Source organism: Pseudomonas sp. SC11 (genome assembly GCF_047039205.1).
Taxonomy (GTDB): Bacteria; Pseudomonadota; Gammaproteobacteria; order Pseudomonadales; family Pseudomonadaceae; genus Aquipseudomonas; species Aquipseudomonas boreofloridensis.
The window spans coordinates 357362-375168 of sequence record NZ_CP178183.1; the positions used below are offsets into that span (position 1 = coordinate 357362).

17 protein-coding genes are annotated in these 17807 nt (G+C 65.1%); 10 read left to right on the forward strand and 7 right to left on the reverse strand.

The window, feature by feature from the left end; genetic code table 11:
- Positions 1–26: 26 nt before the first annotated feature.
- From tauC to tauA, 3 genes are read right to left on the reverse strand one after another with little or no spacing between them, the layout of a single operon-like run.
- Positions 27–866, reverse strand: coding sequence for a taurine ABC transporter permease TauC (gene tauC, locus ACK2SD_RS01600; RefSeq protein WP_412461195.1), 840 nt, complete (start codon positions 864–866; stop codon positions 27–29).
- Positions 863–1654 (reverse strand): taurine ABC transporter ATP-binding subunit, encoded by a 792-nt coding sequence (gene tauB, locus ACK2SD_RS01605; protein ID WP_029612871.1) that lies wholly within the window; start codon positions 1652–1654, stop codon positions 863–865. Before tauB ends, tauC begins: the two co-directional genes overlap by 4 nt.
- A 39-nt stretch (positions 1655–1693) precedes the next feature.
- A complete protein-coding gene (gene tauA / locus ACK2SD_RS01610; protein WP_412461196.1) occupies positions 1694–2665 on the reverse strand; it encodes a taurine ABC transporter substrate-binding protein in 972 nt (323 codons plus the stop codon).
- A gap of 477 nt (positions 2666–3142) precedes the next feature.
- On the opposite strand from tauA, the gene ACK2SD_RS01615 reads away from it, so the two are divergent.
- The 8 genes from ACK2SD_RS01615 (at position 3143) to ACK2SD_RS01650 (ending at position 10222) form a co-directional block, all read left to right on the forward strand.
- Positions 3143–4474 (forward strand): OprD family porin, encoded by a 1332-nt coding sequence (locus ACK2SD_RS01615; RefSeq protein WP_412461197.1) that lies wholly within the window; start codon positions 3143–3145, stop codon positions 4472–4474.
- Between the two features lie 164 nt (positions 4475–4638).
- Positions 4639–5277, forward strand: coding sequence for a peroxiredoxin (locus tag ACK2SD_RS01620; RefSeq protein ID WP_029612867.1), 639 nt, complete (start codon positions 4639–4641; stop codon positions 5275–5277).
- 225 nt (positions 5278–5502) lie between these two features.
- Positions 5503–6096 carry an NADPH-dependent FMN reductase gene (gene ssuE, locus ACK2SD_RS01625; RefSeq protein WP_039581437.1) on the forward strand — a complete coding sequence of 198 codons (594 nt, stop codon included), beginning with the start codon at positions 5503–5505 and terminating at the stop codon, positions 6094–6096.
- Between the two features lie 85 nt (positions 6097–6181).
- On the forward strand, positions 6182–7147 hold the full coding sequence (locus ACK2SD_RS01630; protein WP_039581436.1) for a sulfonate ABC transporter substrate-binding protein: 966 nt from the start codon (positions 6182–6184) through the stop codon (positions 7145–7147).
- Between the two features lie 61 nt (positions 7148–7208).
- Complete coding sequence (gene ssuD, locus ACK2SD_RS01635; protein ID WP_412461198.1) at positions 7209–8357, forward strand: FMNH2-dependent alkanesulfonate monooxygenase; 1149 nt, start codon at positions 7209–7211, stop codon at positions 8355–8357.
- Positions 8358–8368: 11 nt separating this feature from the next.
- On the forward strand, positions 8369–9166 hold the full coding sequence (ssuC, locus tag ACK2SD_RS01640) for an aliphatic sulfonate ABC transporter permease SsuC (RefSeq protein ID WP_039581432.1): 798 nt from the start codon (positions 8369–8371) through the stop codon (positions 9164–9166).
- Positions 9163–9975, forward strand: coding sequence for an aliphatic sulfonates ABC transporter ATP-binding protein (ssuB, locus tag ACK2SD_RS01645; RefSeq protein WP_116889692.1), 813 nt, complete (start codon positions 9163–9165; stop codon positions 9973–9975). The genes ssuC and ssuB overlap by 4 nt, the downstream gene beginning before the upstream one ends.
- A gap of 31 nt (positions 9976–10006) precedes the next feature.
- Positions 10007–10222, forward strand: a complete 216-nt coding sequence (locus ACK2SD_RS01650; protein WP_008095172.1) for a TOBE domain-containing protein — start codon at positions 10007–10009, stop codon at positions 10220–10222.
- Positions 10223–10258: 36 nt separating this feature from the next.
- Here ACK2SD_RS01650 and ACK2SD_RS01655 read toward each other — a convergent pair whose 3' ends face one another.
- The 4 genes from ACK2SD_RS01655 to ACK2SD_RS01670 all read right to left on the reverse strand — a co-directional run bounded on the left by ACK2SD_RS01655 (position 10259) and on the right by ACK2SD_RS01670 (position 15401).
- A complete protein-coding gene (locus ACK2SD_RS01655) occupies positions 10259–10891 on the reverse strand; it encodes a TetR/AcrR family transcriptional regulator (RefSeq protein ID WP_412461199.1) in 633 nt (210 codons plus the stop codon).
- Complete coding sequence (gene gshA, locus ACK2SD_RS01660; RefSeq protein ID WP_412461200.1) at positions 10891–12468, reverse strand: glutamate--cysteine ligase; 1578 nt, start codon at positions 12466–12468, stop codon at positions 10891–10893. The genes ACK2SD_RS01655 and gshA overlap by 1 nt, the downstream gene beginning before the upstream one ends.
- Before the next feature lie 216 nt (positions 12469–12684).
- Positions 12685–13068, reverse strand: coding sequence for a PaaI family thioesterase (locus ACK2SD_RS01665; RefSeq protein WP_029612862.1), 384 nt, complete (start codon positions 13066–13068; stop codon positions 12685–12687).
- The gene (locus ACK2SD_RS01670) at positions 13068–15401 is read right to left on the reverse strand and encodes a Tex family protein (RefSeq protein ID WP_412461201.1); all 2334 of its coding nucleotides are present in this window, start codon (positions 15399–15401) and stop codon (positions 13068–13070) included. The genes ACK2SD_RS01665 and ACK2SD_RS01670 overlap by 1 nt, the downstream gene beginning before the upstream one ends.
- Positions 15402–15628: 227 nt before the next feature.
- On the opposite strand from ACK2SD_RS01670, the gene ompR reads away from it, so the two are divergent.
- Positions 15629–16369 carry a two-component system response regulator OmpR gene (gene ompR, locus ACK2SD_RS01675; RefSeq protein ID WP_412461202.1) on the forward strand — a complete coding sequence of 247 codons (741 nt, stop codon included), beginning with the start codon at positions 15629–15631 and terminating at the stop codon, positions 16367–16369.
- A 97-nt stretch (positions 16370–16466) separates the two neighbouring features.
- Positions 16467–17780, forward strand: coding sequence for an ATP-binding protein (locus ACK2SD_RS01680; RefSeq protein WP_029612861.1), 1314 nt, complete (start codon positions 16467–16469; stop codon positions 17778–17780).
- Positions 17781–17807 lie beyond the last annotated feature (27 nt).

Genomic DNA, 17807 nt, shown 5'->3' on the forward strand with positions numbered 1-17807 from the left:
GGGGCTCGCTATGCAGGGGGCGAAGGTCAGTGGCTCTGTCCGTGCCAGGGCACCAGGCGGCGTTGCAGGGCGCGCAGGCCCATTTCCAGGGCGAAGGCGATCAGCGCGATGAGCACGATGCCGAGCACCACCACATCGGTGACCAGGAACTGCGCGGCCGACTGCACCATGAAGCCCAGGCCGCGGGTGGCGGCGATCAGTTCGGCGGCGACCAGGGTCGACCAACCGACGCCCAGGCCGATGCGCACGCCCGTGAGAATGTCGGGCAGGGCGCTGGGCAGGATCACATGGCGAATCAGTTGCGCCCGGCTCGCCCCCAGCGACTGCGCGGCGCGCAGCCGCGCTGGATCGACGGTGCGCACACCGGTGGCCGTGGCGATGGCGATCGGGGCGAAGATCGCCAGGTAGATCAGCAACACCTTCGACAGCTCGCCAATGCCGCACCAGATCACGATCAGCGGCAGATAAGCCAGTGGCGGGATGGGCCGGTAGAACTCGATCAGCGGGTCGAGCACGCCGCGCGCCACGCGGTTGCAACCGATGGCGACGCCGACCGGAATGGCCGTCAGCGTGGCCGCCAGCAGGGCGGCGCCGATGCGCCCGAGGCTGGCGCTCAGGTGCTGCCACAGGCTCATGTCCATGTAGCCCTGGGTCAGCAGCACCCAGCCCTTGGCCAGAATATCGCCGGGCGACGGCAGGAACAGCGGCTCGACCCAGCCGGCGGCCGTCACCAGCCACCAGGCCAGTAGCAGACTGGCCAGGGTCAGGGCGCTGATCCAGCGAGTCGACAGCGCACGTCGTGGGTTGACGGTGGGCGACGCCGAGGCGTGCGCTTTGCCGGTGACCGGCAGCTCCAGCGTACTCATGCGGACTCCTCGCGGTGCACACCGCGTTGGGCGAACACGCGCGACAGCACGTGCTCGCGGGTTTCGATGAAGCGCGGGTCGGACTTGATCGCCCGTGCCGATTCGCCAGCGGCGTAGCGCTGGCCGAAGTCCAGTTGCAGGCGCTCGACCACCCGTCCCGGATTGGGCGCCAGCAGAATCAGGTCGCTGGCCAAGAACACCGCTTCTTCGATGTCATGGGTGATCAGCAGCACCGGCTTGGCCGTGCGCTGCCACACCTGCAACAACAAGGTCTGCATCTGCTCGCGGGTGAAGGCATCGAGGGCGCCGAACGGCTCGTCCATCAGCAACAGCCGTGGGTCGGCGGCCAGGGCGCGGGCCAGGCCGACGCGCTGTTTCTGGCCGCCCGAGAGTTGCCAGGTGCGCCGCTCGGCGAACCCGGCCAGGTCGACCAGGGCCAGCATCTCGCGGGCCTTGGCTTCACGTTGTGCGCGGGGAATGCCGGCCAGTTCCAGGCCAAAGGCGACGTTGCCGAGCACGGTCTGCCAGGGCAGCAGCGCGTCGTCCTGGAACACCACGCCACGGTCGGCGCCGGGGCCGCGCACGGGTTGGCCATCGAGGGTGATGCGCCCGCCGCTGGGCGCGACGAAACCGGCGATCAGGTTCAGCAGCGAAGTCTTGCCGCTGCCCGAGGGGCCGAGCGCGACCAGCAGTTGGCCGGGGGCCAGGGTCAGGTTGATGTCATCCAGCACCGGGGTGCTGGCGCCGGGGTACTGTGCGCTGATGCGCTCCAGTTCGAGCAAGGCCATGGCGGGCTCCGATTGGCGCCGCGTGGCGCCTTCAACTGATCAGTCGGGCAGGTACTGGGCGGTGACGTAGGGCGCGTAGTCCGGCAGCACCGCCTCGACCTTGCCCTGTTCCTTGAGGAAGGCCGCGGTGTGGCTGAGCGCCTCGGTGCTGGGCGCGCCCAGCAGGGCCTTCTGCTCGGCGGCCAGCGGGTAGACGTTGCCTTGCAGCAGGCCAGGGATGTCGGTGGCCTTGGCCCCGGACAACTTGGCCAGCGCGTTCACGTTGTGCGCATCGGCCAGCCAGGCTTGCGGATCCTTGCGATAGTCGGCGTAGGCGTCGAGGGTGACCTGGGCGAAGGATTTGACGATTTGCGGGTGCTGCTCGGCGAAGTCCTTGCGCACGATCCAGGCGTCGAAGGTGGGCGCGCCTTTTTGCGCCAACTCGCCGGAGGTGATCAGCACCTTGCCGGTTTCCTTGGCCACGCCCAGGGCCGGATCCCAGACATAGGTGGCGTCGATGTCGCCGCGCTTCCAGGCGGCGATGATCGCCGGCGGTGCGAGGTTGAGGATCTGCACCTTGGCGGGGTCGATGTTCCAGGCTTTCAGCGCCGCCAGCAGGCTGTAGTGCCCGGTGGAGACGAAGGGCACGGCGACCTTCTTGCCGATCAGATCCTGCGGGGTATCGATGCCCTGGCGCGCGACCAGTGCCTCACCGGCGCCGATCTGGGTGGCGATCAGGAAGGTCTGCACCGGCACCTTGCGGGTGGTGGCGGCGGCCAGCGGGCTGGAACCCAGGTAGCCGATCTGCACGTCGCCGGAGGCCACGGCGGCGATGATGTCGGCGCCGTTGTCGAACTTGCGCCAATCGATGCTGGCGTGGCTGGCCTGTTCGTAGCGACCGGCGGCCTGGGCTACCTTGGCCGGATCGACGGTGGTCTGGTAGGCCACGGTCACGTCGGCAGCCTGGGCGAGACCGCACAGGCTGCCGAGCAGCAAAGTGGCGAACAGGCGCGGCAGGGCAGGGGATGGCATGGGCGAACCTCGCGTCAAGCTGGAAAGAATGACGGCGAGCCTAAATGATCTAAGAATTCAAAAATAAATAACTTTTAAGAATTAGCTTAGGCAGCAATTTTTTGTGCTCGAAGCGGTCATCGAGCCCTTGTGAAATTTTCGTGAAAGGCTAAGCTCTGACGACTTTTGTTCGAATGTGACAGGCAAAGGTTTGCACATAACCTTCAGCGATCAGCCGTCGCGCCGATACAACAAAAGCAGCTGAAGGTTCCATCGTTATTCCGTAATAATCTGATCGTTTCACAAAACGGTCATTTTGGATTTATAGGATTGTCATTATCCTGTAGCGCAGGAAGCCTTAGACCAAAGTCGTGTAATACCCGGTAACGATTGACTTACCGGTCACACCTTGGTGCTAAATCGCTTACCCGGGGTGAGTGGGGCATGAAGATCCCACCGCCTGGAGAGTACAAAAATTAGAACGTAGAGGAGCAAAGCATGTACAAGTCCAGCCTGGCCCTGGCCGTGGCAGTGGGGGTTCTCGCCCAACAAGCAGGCGCCGCCGGCTTCATCGAGGACAGCAAACTGTCCGTCAGCTCGCGCACCATGTACTTCAACAACGACAACCGTGATGGCGGTGCCGACAACCGTGAGTCGGGTCAGGGCTTCAAGCTCGACTACATCTCCGGTTTCACCCAGGGCACCGTTGGCTTCGGCGTCGACGCCCAGGCACTGTGGGGTATCCACCTCGACGGCGGCCGTGGCAAGCACCCGGACAACAGCAGCTTCTTCCCGAGCGACAGCGACGGTTCCTCTGCCAGCCAGTGGGCACGCCTGGGCGCCAACGCCAAGGCCCGCTTCTCCAAGACCGAAGTGCACTTCGGTAGCGCCCTGGCCCCGAACCTGCCGATCCTGGTCTCCAACGACGGTCGTCTGCTGCCACAGACCTTCGAAGGCGGCACCATCCAGTCGAAAGAAATCGACAACCTGACCATCAACGCCGGTCAGCTGACCCACGCCATGGGTCGCGCGTCGAGCAACCGTACCGGCCTGTCGGTCAACGGTGCCACTGCCGACAGCAACAAGTTCCGCTTCGGTGGTCTGGACTACAAGCTCACGCCTGACCTGACCCTGCAGTACTACTACTCGAACCTGGAAGACTTCTACAAACAGAACTTCCTGGGCGCCACCCACGTCTTCAAGATCGCCGACGACCAGTCGTTCAAGACCGACCTGCGCTACTTCGACAGCAGCAGCGACGGCCGCAACGGCAAGGGCGGCGGCTACAACTTCAACAACAACGGTGGCTATGCCAAGACCCCGGGCGAGGTCGACAACAAGACCTGGTCGGCGATCTTCACCTATACCCTGGGTGGTCACGCCTTCCTGCTGGGTCATCAGCGCGTCAACGACGACGGTGGCTTCGTCTGGCTGAACCAAGGCAGCGTTCGCGACGGCAACGGTCGTCCGGAAGGCGCCGGCGGTTCCAGCTTCTACCTGTTCACCGACAGCATGATCAACCAGTTCGCCAAGGCCGGTGAGAACACCACCTTCGGTCAGTACTCCTACGACTTCGCACGTCTGGGCGTACCGGGCCTGAAGGCTTCGGTTTCTTACCTCAAAGGCGAAGACGGCAAGAACGCCAACGGCAACGGCACCTTCAGCGAGTGGGAGCGCGACGCGCGCATCGACTACGTGATCCAGCAAGGTACCTTCAAAGGCCTGGGCGCCACCCTGCGTCACGGTGTCTACCGTGGTACTGGCACCAGCTCGCTGGCCGACCAGGACCAGACCCGCTTCATCGTCAACTACACTTACAACTTCATGTAAGTCGTAGCGACACCCAAGAAGCCTCGCACCCAGCGAGGCTTTTTTATGCCGGCGATTCGATGTGCAAAATAGTTATAAATAAATCGTGATCTATTCTTTTTGTTTTTGTTCGGAAGCAGGCACAGTCGATCCTAGAAGGCCAGACATGCACAGGAGCCGCTTCCATGAGCCTCAAACTTGGCGACATCGCCCCCGACTTCGAACAGGATTCCAGCGTCGGCACCCTGCGCTTTCACGAGTGGCTGGGCGACAGTTGGGGCGTGCTGTTTTCGCACCCGGCCGACTTCACCCCAGTCTGCACCACCGAGCTGGGCCTGACCGCCAAGCTCAAGGATGAGTTCGCCAAGCGCGGCGTCAAGGCCATCGCCTTGTCGGTGGACCCGGTCGATTCGCACCACAGGTGGATCGAGGACATCAACGAAACGCAGAACACGGTGGTGAATTTCCCGATCATCGCCGACGCCGACCGCAAGGTGTCGGACCTCTACGACCTGATTCACCCCAACGCCAGCGATACCCTCACCGTCCGCTCTCTGTTCGTGATCGACCCGAACAAGAAGGTGCGCCTGACCATCACCTATCCGGCCAGTACCGGGCGCAATTTCAATGAGATCCTGCGGGTGATCGACTCCTTGCAACTGACCGACAGCCACAAAGTGGCCACGCCGGGCAACTGGCAGGATGGCGACGACGTGGTGATCGTGCCCTCGCTCAAGGACGAGGAGGAAATCCGCCAGCGCTTCCCTAAAGGGTATCGCGCGGTGAAGCCTTACTTGCGCCTGACGCCGCAACCCAATCGCTGAATTCTCGTTGCACTGCTCTTAGCTATGCAGGGTACTCGGGCCGTTTCGACGGCCCTTTTTTATGGGTAAGTTTCAGTGAAAGTGGTCGCGCACCGCTGTTGTCGTATATCAGATAAAAGAATAAACAAATGAAAAAATATGATTTATGGATATATGACATCGAGTGCTAATGTCGCAGTCATCCCAAGGGGTCCTCCCCGGAAATCCATTCAAGGAATCGTTCAGATGCTGGTTGTTTCAATAGGCGGCAGCCCCAGTACACGATCACGTTCCGGCGTGCTGCTCGAACAGTCGCGCCAGTGGTTGCAGGATCGCGGCGTGGAAGTGGTGACTTTCCAGGTGCGGGAATTCCCTGCCGAAGACCTGCTGCATGCGCGCTTCGACAGCCCCCAGGTACAACACTTCCAGCAACTGGTGGCCCAGGCCGACGGCCTGATCGTCGCCACGCCGGTGTACAAGGCTTCCTTTTCCGGCGCGCTGAAGACGCTGCTCGACCTGCTGCCCGAGCGCGCCCTGGAACACAAGGTGGTGTTGCCCATCGCTACCGGCGGCAGCATCGCCCACATGCTGGCCGTGGACTATGCCCTCAAACCCGTGCTGTCGACGCTCAAGGCGCAGGAAACCCTGCAAGGGATCTTCGCCGACGACAGCCAGGTCGCCTACGCCGACGCCAGCCAGCCTGCGCGCCTGACCGAGCCCCTGCAGGCGCGCCTGCTGGACTCGCTGCAGACCTTCCACGCCGCCCTGGCCCGACGGCCCAGGCCGCTGGCGCCGGGCGTACTCGAAGAACGCCTGATCAGCGCTCGCTGGAGCATCTGAACCCGCTTCACCGTTTCGCCACCTTACTCGCCCGTCAACGAGGCAAGCAGGTGCAACCCGAACCTCATTCGCACAGGAGAGCGCCATGCGCACCGTCCTTTTGCGTCGTGGTCTGGTCGCCCTGTTCGCGGCGGCCGTGACTTTCGGCGTCATTACCCAAGCCCAGGCCGATACCCTGCGTATCGGCTATCAGAAATACGGCACCCTGGTGCTGCTCAAGGCCAAGGGCGCGCTGGAAAAGCGCCTGGCCGAGCAAGGTATCGACGTGCAATGGACCGAGTTCCCCGGTGGGCCGCAACTGCTCGAAGGGCTGAACGTCGGCTCCATCGACTTCGGCGTCACCGGCGAGACCCCGCCTGTCTTCGCCCAGGCTGCCGGCGCCGATCTGCTCTACGTGGCCTACGAGCCGCCCGCCCCGCACAGCGAAGCGATCCTGGTGGCCAAGGATTCGCCGATTCATTCGGTCAAAGAACTCAAAGGCAAGAAGGTGGCCTTGAACAAGGGCTCCAACGTGCACTACCTGCTGGTGCGCGCCCTCGAAGACGCCGGTTTGAAGTACAGCGATATCCAGCCGGTGTACCTGCCGCCCGCCGATGCCCGCGCCGCCTTCGAGCGCGGCAGCGTCGATGCCTGGGTGATCTGGGACCCTTACCAGGCTGCCGCCGAGCAGCAATTGCAGGCCCGTACCTTGCGTGATGGCGAGGGTCTGGTCGACAACCACCAGTTCTATCTCGCCACGCGAGACTTCGCCACGCGGCACCCGGCCGTGATCGGCACGCTCATCGAGCAAGTCCGCGAAGTGGGCCAATGGGCCCAGGCCAACCCGCAGCAGGTCACCGATCAAGTCGCGCCGCTGCTGGGCCTGCCGGCGGACATCACGCTCACCTCGGTCAAGCGCCAGGGCTACGGCGCCGCGCCGCTGAGCCCCGACGTGGTCGCCGCGCAACAGAAGATCGCCGACACCTTCCAGGCCCTGAAGCTGATTCCCAAGCCCTTGAGCATCAAGGATGTGATCTGGACCCCGGCAGCCAAGGTCGCCAGCGCGCCCTGAACCCTGATACGCGCGCCGTAGCGTCGTTACGGTGCCGGCCCCTTTTGAGGAGACCACTCCAATGAGTCTGAACATTTTCTGGTTCCTGCCCACCCACGGTGACGGCAAGTACCTGGGCACCACCGAGGGCGCCCGCGCCGTCGACCACGGCTACCTGACCCAGATCGCCCAGGCGGCCGACCGCCTCGGTTTCGGTGGCGTGCTGATCCCCACCGGTCGCTCTTGCGAGGACTCCTGGCTGGTGGCTGCGTCGCTGATTCCGGTGACCCAGCACCTGAAGTTTCTCGTGGCCCTGCGCCCAGGCATCATTTCGCCGACCGTGGCGGCGCGCCAGGCGGCAACGCTGGATCGCCTGTCCAATGGCCGCGCGCTGTTCAACCTGGTGACCGGCGGCGACCCCGACGAGTTGGCCGGAGACGGCCTGCACCTGAACCATCAGGAGCGCTACGAGGCGTCGGTGGAGTTCACCCGTATCTGGCGCAAGGTGCTCGAAGGCGAGGTGGTCGACTATGACGGCAAGCACCTGCAGGTCAGAGGCGCCAAGCTGCTCTACCCGCCGATCCAGCAACCGCGCCCGCCCCTGTATTTCGGAGGCTCGTCCGAGGCCGCCCAGGACCTGGCCGCCGAGCAGGTCGAGCTGTACCTGACCTGGGGCGAGCCGCCTTCGGCCGTGGCCGAGAAGATCGCAGCGGTGCGCGAGAAAGCCAAGGCCCAGGGCCGCGAAGTGCGCTTCGGCATCCGCCTGCATGTGATCGTGCGGGAAACCAACGCTGAGGCCTGGGACGCCGCCGAGCGGCTGATCTCGCACCTGGACGACGACACCATCGCCCGCGCCCAGGCTTCGCTGGCGCGCTTTGACTCGGTCGGCCAGCAGCGCATGGCGGCGCTGCACAAGGGCCGGCGCGACAACCTGGAAGTCAGCCCCAACCTGTGGGCCGGTGTCGGCCTGGTGCGCGGTGGTGCCGGCACTGCGCTGGTCGGCGACGGCCCAACAGTGGCAGCGCGGGTGCAGGAATACGCGGACCTGGGCATCGATACCTTCATCTTCTCCGGGTATCCGCACCTGGAGGAGTCGTATCGTGTCGCCGAGCTGCTGTTCCCGCACCTGGACGTGCAGCGCCCGGAGCCGGCCAAGGCGGGCGGTTACGTGAGTCCGTTCGGCGAGATGGTGGCCAACGACATCCTGCCCAAATCCGTGTCGCAGAGCTGAGGGGGCGCCTGATGAGTCGTGCAACGTCCTCCACCTTGAGCCAACGCCTGGCGCCTTGGGCGCTGCCGGTGCTGCTGCTGGCGGTATGGCAACTGGCGGTGAGCGCCGGCTGGCTGTCCACGCGCATCCTGCCCGCCCCGAGCGCGGTGGTGGCCGCCGGGGTCGAACTGGTGCGCAGCGGCGAGCTGTGGACCCACCTGGCGATCAGCGGCTGGCGCGCTGCCGTAGGCTTCGTCATCGGCGGCAGCATCGGCCTGGTGCTGGGCTTCATCACCGGATTGTCCAACTGGGGTGAACGCCTGCTCGACAGTTCGGTGCAGATGATCCGCAACGTGCCGCACCTGGCGCTGATCCCCCTGGTGATCCTGTGGTTCGGCATCGATGAGTCGGCGAAGATCTTCCTGGTCGCCCTGGGCACCTTGTTCCCGATCTACCTCAACACCTACCACGGCATCCGCAACGTCGACCCGGCCCTGGTGGAGATGGCGCGCAGCTACGGGCTGTCGGGCTTCGCCCTGTTCCGTCAGGTCATCCTGCCCGGCGCGCTGCCGTCGATCCTGGTCGGCGTGCGCTTCGCCCTGGGGTTCATGTGGCTGACCCTGATCGTCGCCGAAACCATTTCGGCCAACGCTGGGATCGGCTACCTGGCGATGAATGCCCGAGAGTTTCTGCAAACCGACGTGGTGGTGCTGGCCATCGTCCTGTACGCCGTGCTCGGCAAGCTCGCCGACCTGGCTGCACGCGGGCTGGAACGGGTCTGGCTGCGCTGGCATCCCGCTTACCAAGTGGCCAGGAAGGAGGGCGCATGAGCGTGCTCGAGAAGCAACCGCCGCACCTGCTGCGCGGCATTCCGTTGGCGGCCCGGGGCCTGCGCAAGGCATTCGGTCAGCGTGAGGTGCTGCGGGGCATCGACCTGCACATCCCGGCCGGCCAGTTCGTTGCCATCGTCGGGCGCTCGGGCTGCGGCAAGAGCACCCTGCTGCGCTTGCTGGCCGGCCTCGATCAACCCAGTGCTGGCGACCTGCTGGCCGGCGCGGCGCCGCTGGAGCAAGCGCGCGAAGAAACCCGCCTGATGTTCCAGGACGCCCGGCTGCTGCCGTGGAAGAAGGTCATCGACAACGTCGGCCTTGGCCTCAAGGGCGATTGGCGCCCGCGCGCATTGCAGGCGCTGGCGCAGGTCGGTCTGGCGGACCGTGCCCATGAATGGCCCGCCGCATTGTCTGGCGGACAGAAGCAGCGCGTGGCCTTGGCCAGGGCGCTGATCCATCAACCGCGTCTGCTGCTGCTCGACGAGCCACTGGGTGCGCTGGATGCCCTGACCCGGATCGAGATGCAGCAACTGATCGAGCGCCTCTGGCGTGAGCACGGCTTTACCGTGCTGCTGGTCACCCACGACGTCAGCGAGGCGGTCGCCGTGGCCGACCGGGTGATCCTGATCGAGGACGGTGAGGTCGGTCTGGACCTCGCCGTCGACCTGGCAAGGCCCCGGGCGCGAGGTTCGCAGCGCCTGGCCTTGCTGGAAAGCGCAGTGCTCGACCGTGTCCTTTCGGTACCCGGCACCCCGCCGGCACCGGAACCTGTCGCACCTCTGCCCACGCAATTGCGTTGGGCTCACTGAACCCCCGAAGCCAAAAAGAAGGAAGCATCCCATGACCATCAAAGCGATCAACGTACGCAACCAGTTCAAGGGCACCGTGAAAGAAATCCTCGAAGGTCCGGTCTTGTCGGAAATCGACGTGCAGACCGCCTCCGGTATCGTCACTTCGGTGATCACCACGCGTTCGGTCAAGGAGCTGGAACTGCAGGTCGGCAGCGAGGTGATCGCCTTCGTGAAATCGACCGAGGTGTCCATCGCCAAGCTGTGATGCGGGTATCAGGGGCCGCGACGCGGCCCCAGTACTTCAGAAGATACGCTTGGCCAGAAACGGGGGCAGGTAAAGCCCCAGATACGCCTCGAACACCCGCTGGGCCTCCTCGGCCATGCGCGGGGTGATCGCTTCGTGCAACTGCACCGAGCGCGCGTACACCCGATCACTCAACTCCATCGCCAAGGCGAACACATCGACATCCGCCGGCATCACCGGCAGGTGGAAATGCTGGTCGAACACCTTGTGCATCAGCTTGCCCAGCTCCATGTCGTGCTGTCGGTCGGCCTGCACCACTTCGCTCAGTCCATGCTGCGCCAGGATCAACTGCCGCGCGGCGGCGTCCTCGTGATAGATGGCGAGCATGCGCTGCTCGACCAAGCGGGACAGTTCATGCCAGGTGGCGAACCCGTGGCTGTCGATGGGGGCGTTCAGGGCCTCGCGAAAGGCCCGGTGCACATCGGCGGTCAGGGCTTCGAGCAACGCCGGCACGCTGGCGAAGAAGTGATACACCGACGAGGGCGGGATCTGCGCCCGCTCGGCCACGCTGTAGATCGACAGGGCGCCAACGCCGCCGTCGGTCAGCAGTTCGCGCGCCGCGGCGAGGATCGTGGCGATCCTCGCCTGACTGCTGGCGCGCGGTTTGCGGGCGACGGCGGCGCGGCTCATCAGTTGCTGATGGCCAGGATGCTGGCCTGGTAGGCGCCGACGAACAGGTCGAAGTCACCCACTTCCTGCTGCTCCAGGCGCGACTGCTCGGCCAGCGAATCGCGCGCCAGGGTTTCGAACGCTTGCTGGCGTTCGGCTGGCAGCGGCTGCTGGCGGAAGTTGTCGGCGTGCAATTGGCTCTGGCGCAGGGCGAACTTGACGAAGGACTCGTCGTGTTCGGTCATGCGCGCCAGCACTTGGGCGGACGGAGTGAGCTCCGGGTCGTCGACCTTGGCCTGCTGCTCGGCCAGGGCTGTGGCGTGTTCGTCGCTGCCGTGGGCGCGGTCGAGCAGTTCGGCCAGTTGCCCGATGCGGCCGAGCAGCTCGCTGGCCCACGCTTTGAGCGTGATCGGCTGGCCGTCACGCTGCAGTTCCAGACCTGGTCGGCGACCTTCCTTGACCACACTGAGGAAGTTGCCTGAGCACTGGTTGCATTCGCCGTTCTCCAGTTGCGGACTCTCGTCGAGGGCGCAGAACAGCAGGAAAGCGTCGAGAAAGCGCGCTTCGGTGAGGTCGATGCCCACCGGCAGGAACGGGTTGATGTCCAGGCAGCGCACTTCCACGTACTGCACGCCACGCGCGGTCAGGGCCTGGATCGGCCGCTCGCCGGTGTAAGTGACACGCTTGGGGCGGATGTTCGAGTAGTACTCGTTTTCGATCTGCAGGATGTTGGTGTTCAACTGCACCCATTCGCCGTCGACATGGGTGCCGACCTCGACATAGGGCGGGTAGGGCGTGCCGACGGCCTTGCGCAGGCTGTCGGTGTAGCTGGCCAGGTTGTTGTAGCACGGCGTCAGGCCGGCCTGGGCATTGCTCTGATAACCCAGGTCGCTCATGCGCAGGCTGGTGGCGTAAGGCAGGTACAGGGTCTCGCCGTCCAGCTCTTCGAGCTGGTGCGCACGGCCACGCAGGAAGCCTTTGTCCAGGGCCGGCGAAGCGCCGAACAGGTACATCAGCAGCCAGCTGTAGCGCCGGAAGTTGCGGATCAGGGCGATGTAGGCGGCCGACTGGTAGTCGCGGTCGCTTTCGGCGCTGGCCTCGTCCTCGCGCAGTAGGGGCCAGAGCGCTTCGGGCAGCGAGAAATTGTAGTGAATGCCGGCGATGCACTGCATGGTGCGGCCGTAGCGCAGGGCCAGGCCCTTGCGGTACACGTGCTTGAGCCTGCCGATGTTGGAGGTGCCGTACTCGGCGATCGGAATGTCTTCCTCGGCCGGCAGCGCGCAGGGCATCGACGGGCTCCACAGGTACTCGTCGCCCAGTTGGGTGTAGACGAAACGGTGGACCTGCTCGAGGTTGTCGAGCACCTCGGCCGGGTCGGCCAGCGCCGGAGTGATGAACTCCAGCAGCGACTCGGAATAATCGGTGGTGATCTGCTCGTTGGTCAGCGCCGAACCCAGGGCTTCGGGATGCGGGGTCTGGGCCAGACGGCCTTCGGCGGTCACCCGCAGGCACTCGCGCTCGATGCCGTGCAGGCACTGCTTGAGCAGCGGGAGGTGGTTGCCGAGCAAGCTCAGGCGGCGATTGAGGAGGTCGCTCAAGGTGTATTCCTTCACGCGTCGGTCGCCCCGATATGGGGGTAGGGATGACGGTCTACAAGGGTAGGTACAAAGGAACTGGCGTTGTCGCCTGGTTTACGCGGTTCCAGTGATGCAACCGGGGCTTTGCGTGGGCCCTGCGCGCCTTAGGCGCGAAGGGCTGGCAAGCGACCCCAATAGCTCGATGCCAGCAACATACCGCAGTTAACCTTTTGTGAGCTAGAGAACCGCGAAGGTTCCCTGCGCCTTGGCCACTCGCTTGTCGCCCTGGGTTACGTCGGCGTCGACCACCAGGGTGCGGCGCCCGGCATGGATCACCCTGGCCGTGCACAGCACCTCGCCGTCGCTGACGGCGCGCAGGTAGTTGATCTTGCACTCGATGGTTACGCTCTGCTGGTCGAAGCCATGGCTGGCCGAGCAGGCCAGGCCCATGGCGATGTCGACCAGGCTGAAGATCGCCCCGCCGTGCAGCTTCTGGCCGCGGTTGCGCAGCGGTGGCGTCAGCGCCAGGGCCACCGTCGCCACACCCGTTTCCAGGTGCTGCAGACGGCAGCCCAGCAGTTGGCTGAAGGCGCTTTCGACGTATTCCCGAGGCACCTCCATCATTTCTTCTTCAACTGCTTGGCGTTGGCGAACAGCGCCGCCATGGCGTTGTTCGCTGGCTCTGCGCTGACGGTTTCACGCGGGCGCGGGGCCTGCTGTGGGCGGCTGCCGCTCTTGTCGCCCTTGCCGCGTGCGCCGCCACGCTGGCCTTCGACTTTCTCGCCCGGGGTGTCGCCCATGCGCATGGACAGGCCGACGCGTTTGCGCGGGATATCCACTTCCATGACCTTGACCTTGACCACATCGCCCGCCTTGACCGCCTCGCGCGGGTCTTTGACGAACTTCTCCGACAGCGCCGAGATATGCACCAGGCCGTCCTGGTGCACGCCGATGTCGACGAACGCGCCGAAGTTGGTGACGTTGGTCACTACGCCTTCGAGGATCATGCCCGGCTCCAGGTCCTTGAGGTCTTCGACGCCGTCCTGGAAGGTGGCGGTCTTGAACTCCGGGCGCGGGTCGCGGCCGGGCTTGTCGAGCTCCTGCAGAATGTCGGTGACGGTGGGCAGGCCGAAGGTCTCGTCGGTGAAGGTCTTCGGGTCCAGGCGCTTGAGGAAGCTGCTGTCGCCGATCAGCGAGCGGATGTCGCGGTCGGTGCCGGCGGCGATGCGCTGCACCAGTGGATAAGCTTCCGGGTGCACCGCCGAGGCATCCAGCGGGTCGTCGCCGTTCATTACGCGCAGGAAGCCGGCGGCCTGTTCGAAGGTCTTCTCGCCGAGGCGGCTGACTTTCTTCAATGCCGCGCGGGTGGCGAACGGGCCGTTGGCATCGCGGTGCGCGACGATGTTCTGCGCCAGGGTGGCGTTGAGGCCGGAGATGCGCGTGAGCAGCGCCACCGAGGCGGTATTGACGTCCACGCCGACGGCGTTCACGCAGTCCTCGACCACCGCGTCCAGGCCGCGCGCCAATTTCACCTGCGACACATCGTGCTGGTACTGGCCGACACCGATGGATTTAGGATCGATCTTCACCAGCTCGGCCAGCGGGTCTTGCAGGCGGCGGGCGATCGACACGGCGCCACGGATCGACACGTCCAGGTCAGGGAATTCACGGGCGGCCAGCTCGGAGGCCGAATACACCGAGGCGCCGGCTTCGGACACCATGACCTTGGTGATCTTCAGCGCCGGGTATTTCTTGACCAGCTCGGCCACCAGCTTGTCGCTCTCGCGGCTGGCGGTGCCGTTGCCGATGGCGATCAGCTCTACCGAGTGCTTGGCGCACAGCGCGGCCATGATCGACAGGGTGCGGTCCCACTCGTTCTTCGGGGCGTGCGGGTACACGGTGGTGTAGTCCAGCAGCTTGCCGGTGGCATCGATCACGGCGATCTTGCAGCCGGTGCGCAGGCCCGGGTCGAAGCCCAGGGTGGCGCGCGGCCCGGCCGGGGCGGCCAGCAGCAGGTCGTGCAGGTTGTGGGCGAAGACGTTGATCGCCTCGCCCTCGGCGTTGTCGCGCAACTCGCCGAACAGGTCGGTCTCCAGGTGGGTGTAGAGCTTGACCTTCCAGGTCCAGCGCACCACCTCGCCGAGCCATTTGTCGGCCGGACGACCGCGGTTCTCGACACCCACGTGCTGGCCGATCATCACCTCGCAAGGGTGCAGGGTGCCCGGCAGTTCCTCGCCGACCTTCAGCGAGGCGCTCAGCACGCCCTCGTTGCGGCCACGGAAGATTGCCAGGGCGCGGTGCGACGGGGCGTTGCGCAGCAGTTCGTCATGGGCGAAGTAGTCGCGGAACTTGGCGCCTTCTTCTTCCTTGCCCGGCACCACGCGTGCGGTGAGCACCGCTTCGTGCTTGAGGAAACCACGCAGCTTGTCGAGCAGGGCGGCATCTTCGGCGAAGCGCTCCATGAGGATGTACTTGGCGCCTTCCAGCGCGGCCTTGACGTCGGCCACGCCCTTGTCGGCATCGACGAAGCGTGCTGCGTGTTCTTCCGGATTCAGTTGCGGGTCGTCGAACAGGCTGTCGGCCAGCTCGCCGAGGCCGGCTTCCAGGGCGATCTGGCCCTTGGTGCGGCGCTTCTGCTTGTACGGCAGGTACAGGTCTTCGAGGCGGGTCTTGGTGTCGGCCAGGGCGATCTCGCGGGACAGTTCGGGAGTGAGCTTACCCTGTTCCTGGATGCTGGAAAGGATGCTGGCGCGGCGCTCGTCGAGTTCGCGCAGGTAACGCAGACGCTCTTCCAGGTGGCGCAGTTGCGTGTCGTCCAGGCTGCCGGTCACTTCCTTGCGGTAACGGGCGATGAAGGGCACGGTCGAGCCTTCGTCCAACAGGCCTACGGCCGCTTCCACCTGTTGTGGGCGTACGCCCAGTTCCTCGGCGATACGGCTGTTGATGCTGTCCATGAGAACCACCTGACAAATGTGAATGCATGAGGCCGCGGCGGCACTTTTAGCCCGACGGCGCTGGATGAAAGCGGCGCATTATACCGATCGCGTCCGGCTTGCGGTGATAGCGCTGGGCCATGCGCGTGGCGGGGAAGTGGCGCCGGGGGAAAAATCTGCTAACAATGCACACGGCACGCGTTGCAATGGCTACGCCATAATGCGCGGCGATCTCAGAGGAGTTATTGATGACCAGCACCGCAAGCAATGCTGAAGGCGAAAAGATTCTCATCGTGGACGACGATCCGGGGCTGAGCAGCCTGCTGGAGCGTTTTTTCACCAGCAAGGGCTTCCGCGCCCGTGCCGTGCCCAACGTCGAGCAGATGGACCGCCTGCTGGCCCGTGAAGTCTTCAACCTGGTGGTGCTCGACCTCATGCTCCCTGGCGAGGACGGCCTCTCCGCCTGCCGCCGTCTGCGCGCGGCGAACAACCAGATTCCGATCATCATGCTCACCGCCAAGGGCGATGAGCTCAGCCGCATCAAAGGCCTGGAACTGGGCGCCGACGACTACCTGGCCAAGCCCTTCAACCCTGACGAGCTGGTGGCGCGGGTCAAGGCGGTGCTGCGCCGTCAGGCGCCGAGCGTGCCCGGGGCGCCGGGCAGCGAGGACGAGGTCGTGACCTTCGGCGACTACGCCTTGTCGCTGGCCACGCGCGAGCTCACCCGTGGCGACGAAGTGCACATGCTCACCACCGGCGAGTTCGCCGTGCTCAAGGCGCTGGTCATGCACGCCCGCGAGCCGCTGACCCGCGACAAGCTGATGAACCTGGCCCGTGGCCGCGAGTGGGACGCGCTGGAGCGCTCCATCGACGTGCAGATCTCGCGCCTGCGCCGGATGATCGAGCCCGACCCGTCCAAACCCCGGTACATCCAGACGGTATGGGGTGTGGGCTACGTCTTCGTGCCGGATGGAAATGCCGGCAAATGAGCCTCTGCCATGACGCGGCAGGGCGACCCGCAAGGGTCGCCCTGTTTTCGTCTGTGGTCGCCGGCCTTCCTGTTCCCGCTTCGCAGCAGTGCTCCTGATGAAAACGCCCCTCTGGTTTCCGCAAAGCTTCTTCGCCCGCACCTTGTGGCTGGTGCTGATCGTCGTGCTGTTCTCCAAGGCTCTGACCCTGGTTTATCTATTGATGAACGAGGACGTGCTGGTCGATCGCCAGTACAGCCACGGCGTGGCCCTCACCCTGCGCGCCTACTGGGCGGCAGACGAGGAAAACCGTGACCAGATCGCCGAAGCGGCCGGGCTGATCCGGGTCACCGGCGCGGGCGTGCCCGAAGGCGAACAGCATTGGCCTTACAGCGAGATCTACCAGCGGCAGATGCAGGCCGAGCTGGGCGAGGACACCGAAGTGCGCCTGCGTGTGCATGCCCCGCCCGCACTGTGGGTCAACGCGCCGAGCCTGGGCCCGGGCTGGCTGAAGGTGCCGCTGTACCCGCATCCGCTGCGGGGCCAGAAAATCTGGAACGTGCTCGGCTGGTTCCTGGCGATCGGCCTGCTGTCCACGGCGTCGGCCTGGATCTTCGTGCGCCAGCTCAACCAGCCGCTCAAGCGCCTGGTGTTCGCCGCCCGCCAGTTGGGTCAGGGCCGCAGCGTGCGCCTGCCCATCAGCGATACACCCAGCGAGATGACCGAGGTGTACCGTGCCTTCAATCAGATGGCCGAGGATGTCGAGCAGGCCGGGCGCGAGCGCGAGCTGATGCTGGCGGGGGTCTCCCATGACCTGCGCACGCCGCTGACCCGGTTGCGCCTGTCGCTGTCGCTGATGGGCAACGAGAGCGAGTTGAGCGAGGACATGGTGCGCGACATCGAAGACATGGACGCCATCCTCGACCAGTTCCTGGCGTTCATCCGCGACGGCCGCGACGAGCCGGTCGAGGAAGTCGACCTGGAGCACTTGATCCGCGAAGTGGTCGCGCCCTACAACCAGCCTGAGGAGCGGGTGCGGCTGTGCCTGGAGCCGATCCCGCCGTTCCCGCTGCGGCGCGTCTCGCTCAAGCGCATGCTCGGCAACCTGATCGGCAATGCCCTGCACCACGCCGGGCAGGGTGTGGAAGTGGCGGCTTACGTGTCGGGCGACCAGAGCGCGCCCTATGTGGTGCTCAGTGTGCTGGACCGCGGTGCCGGTATCGAGGAGTCCGAGCTAGAAACCATCTTCAACCCGTTCATCCGTGGCGATCGCGCACGCGGTGGCAAGGGGACAGGCCTGGGGCTGGCGATCGTCAAGCGTATTGCGGCGCAGCATGGCGGCAATGTGGAGTTGCGTAACCGCTCCGGCGGGGGCATCGAGGCCCGCGTGCGCCTGCCGCTGGGCCTGTTGTTGCCGCGCAACGCGGTGTGAGGCGGGTTCGCGGCCTGCGCCGCGAAC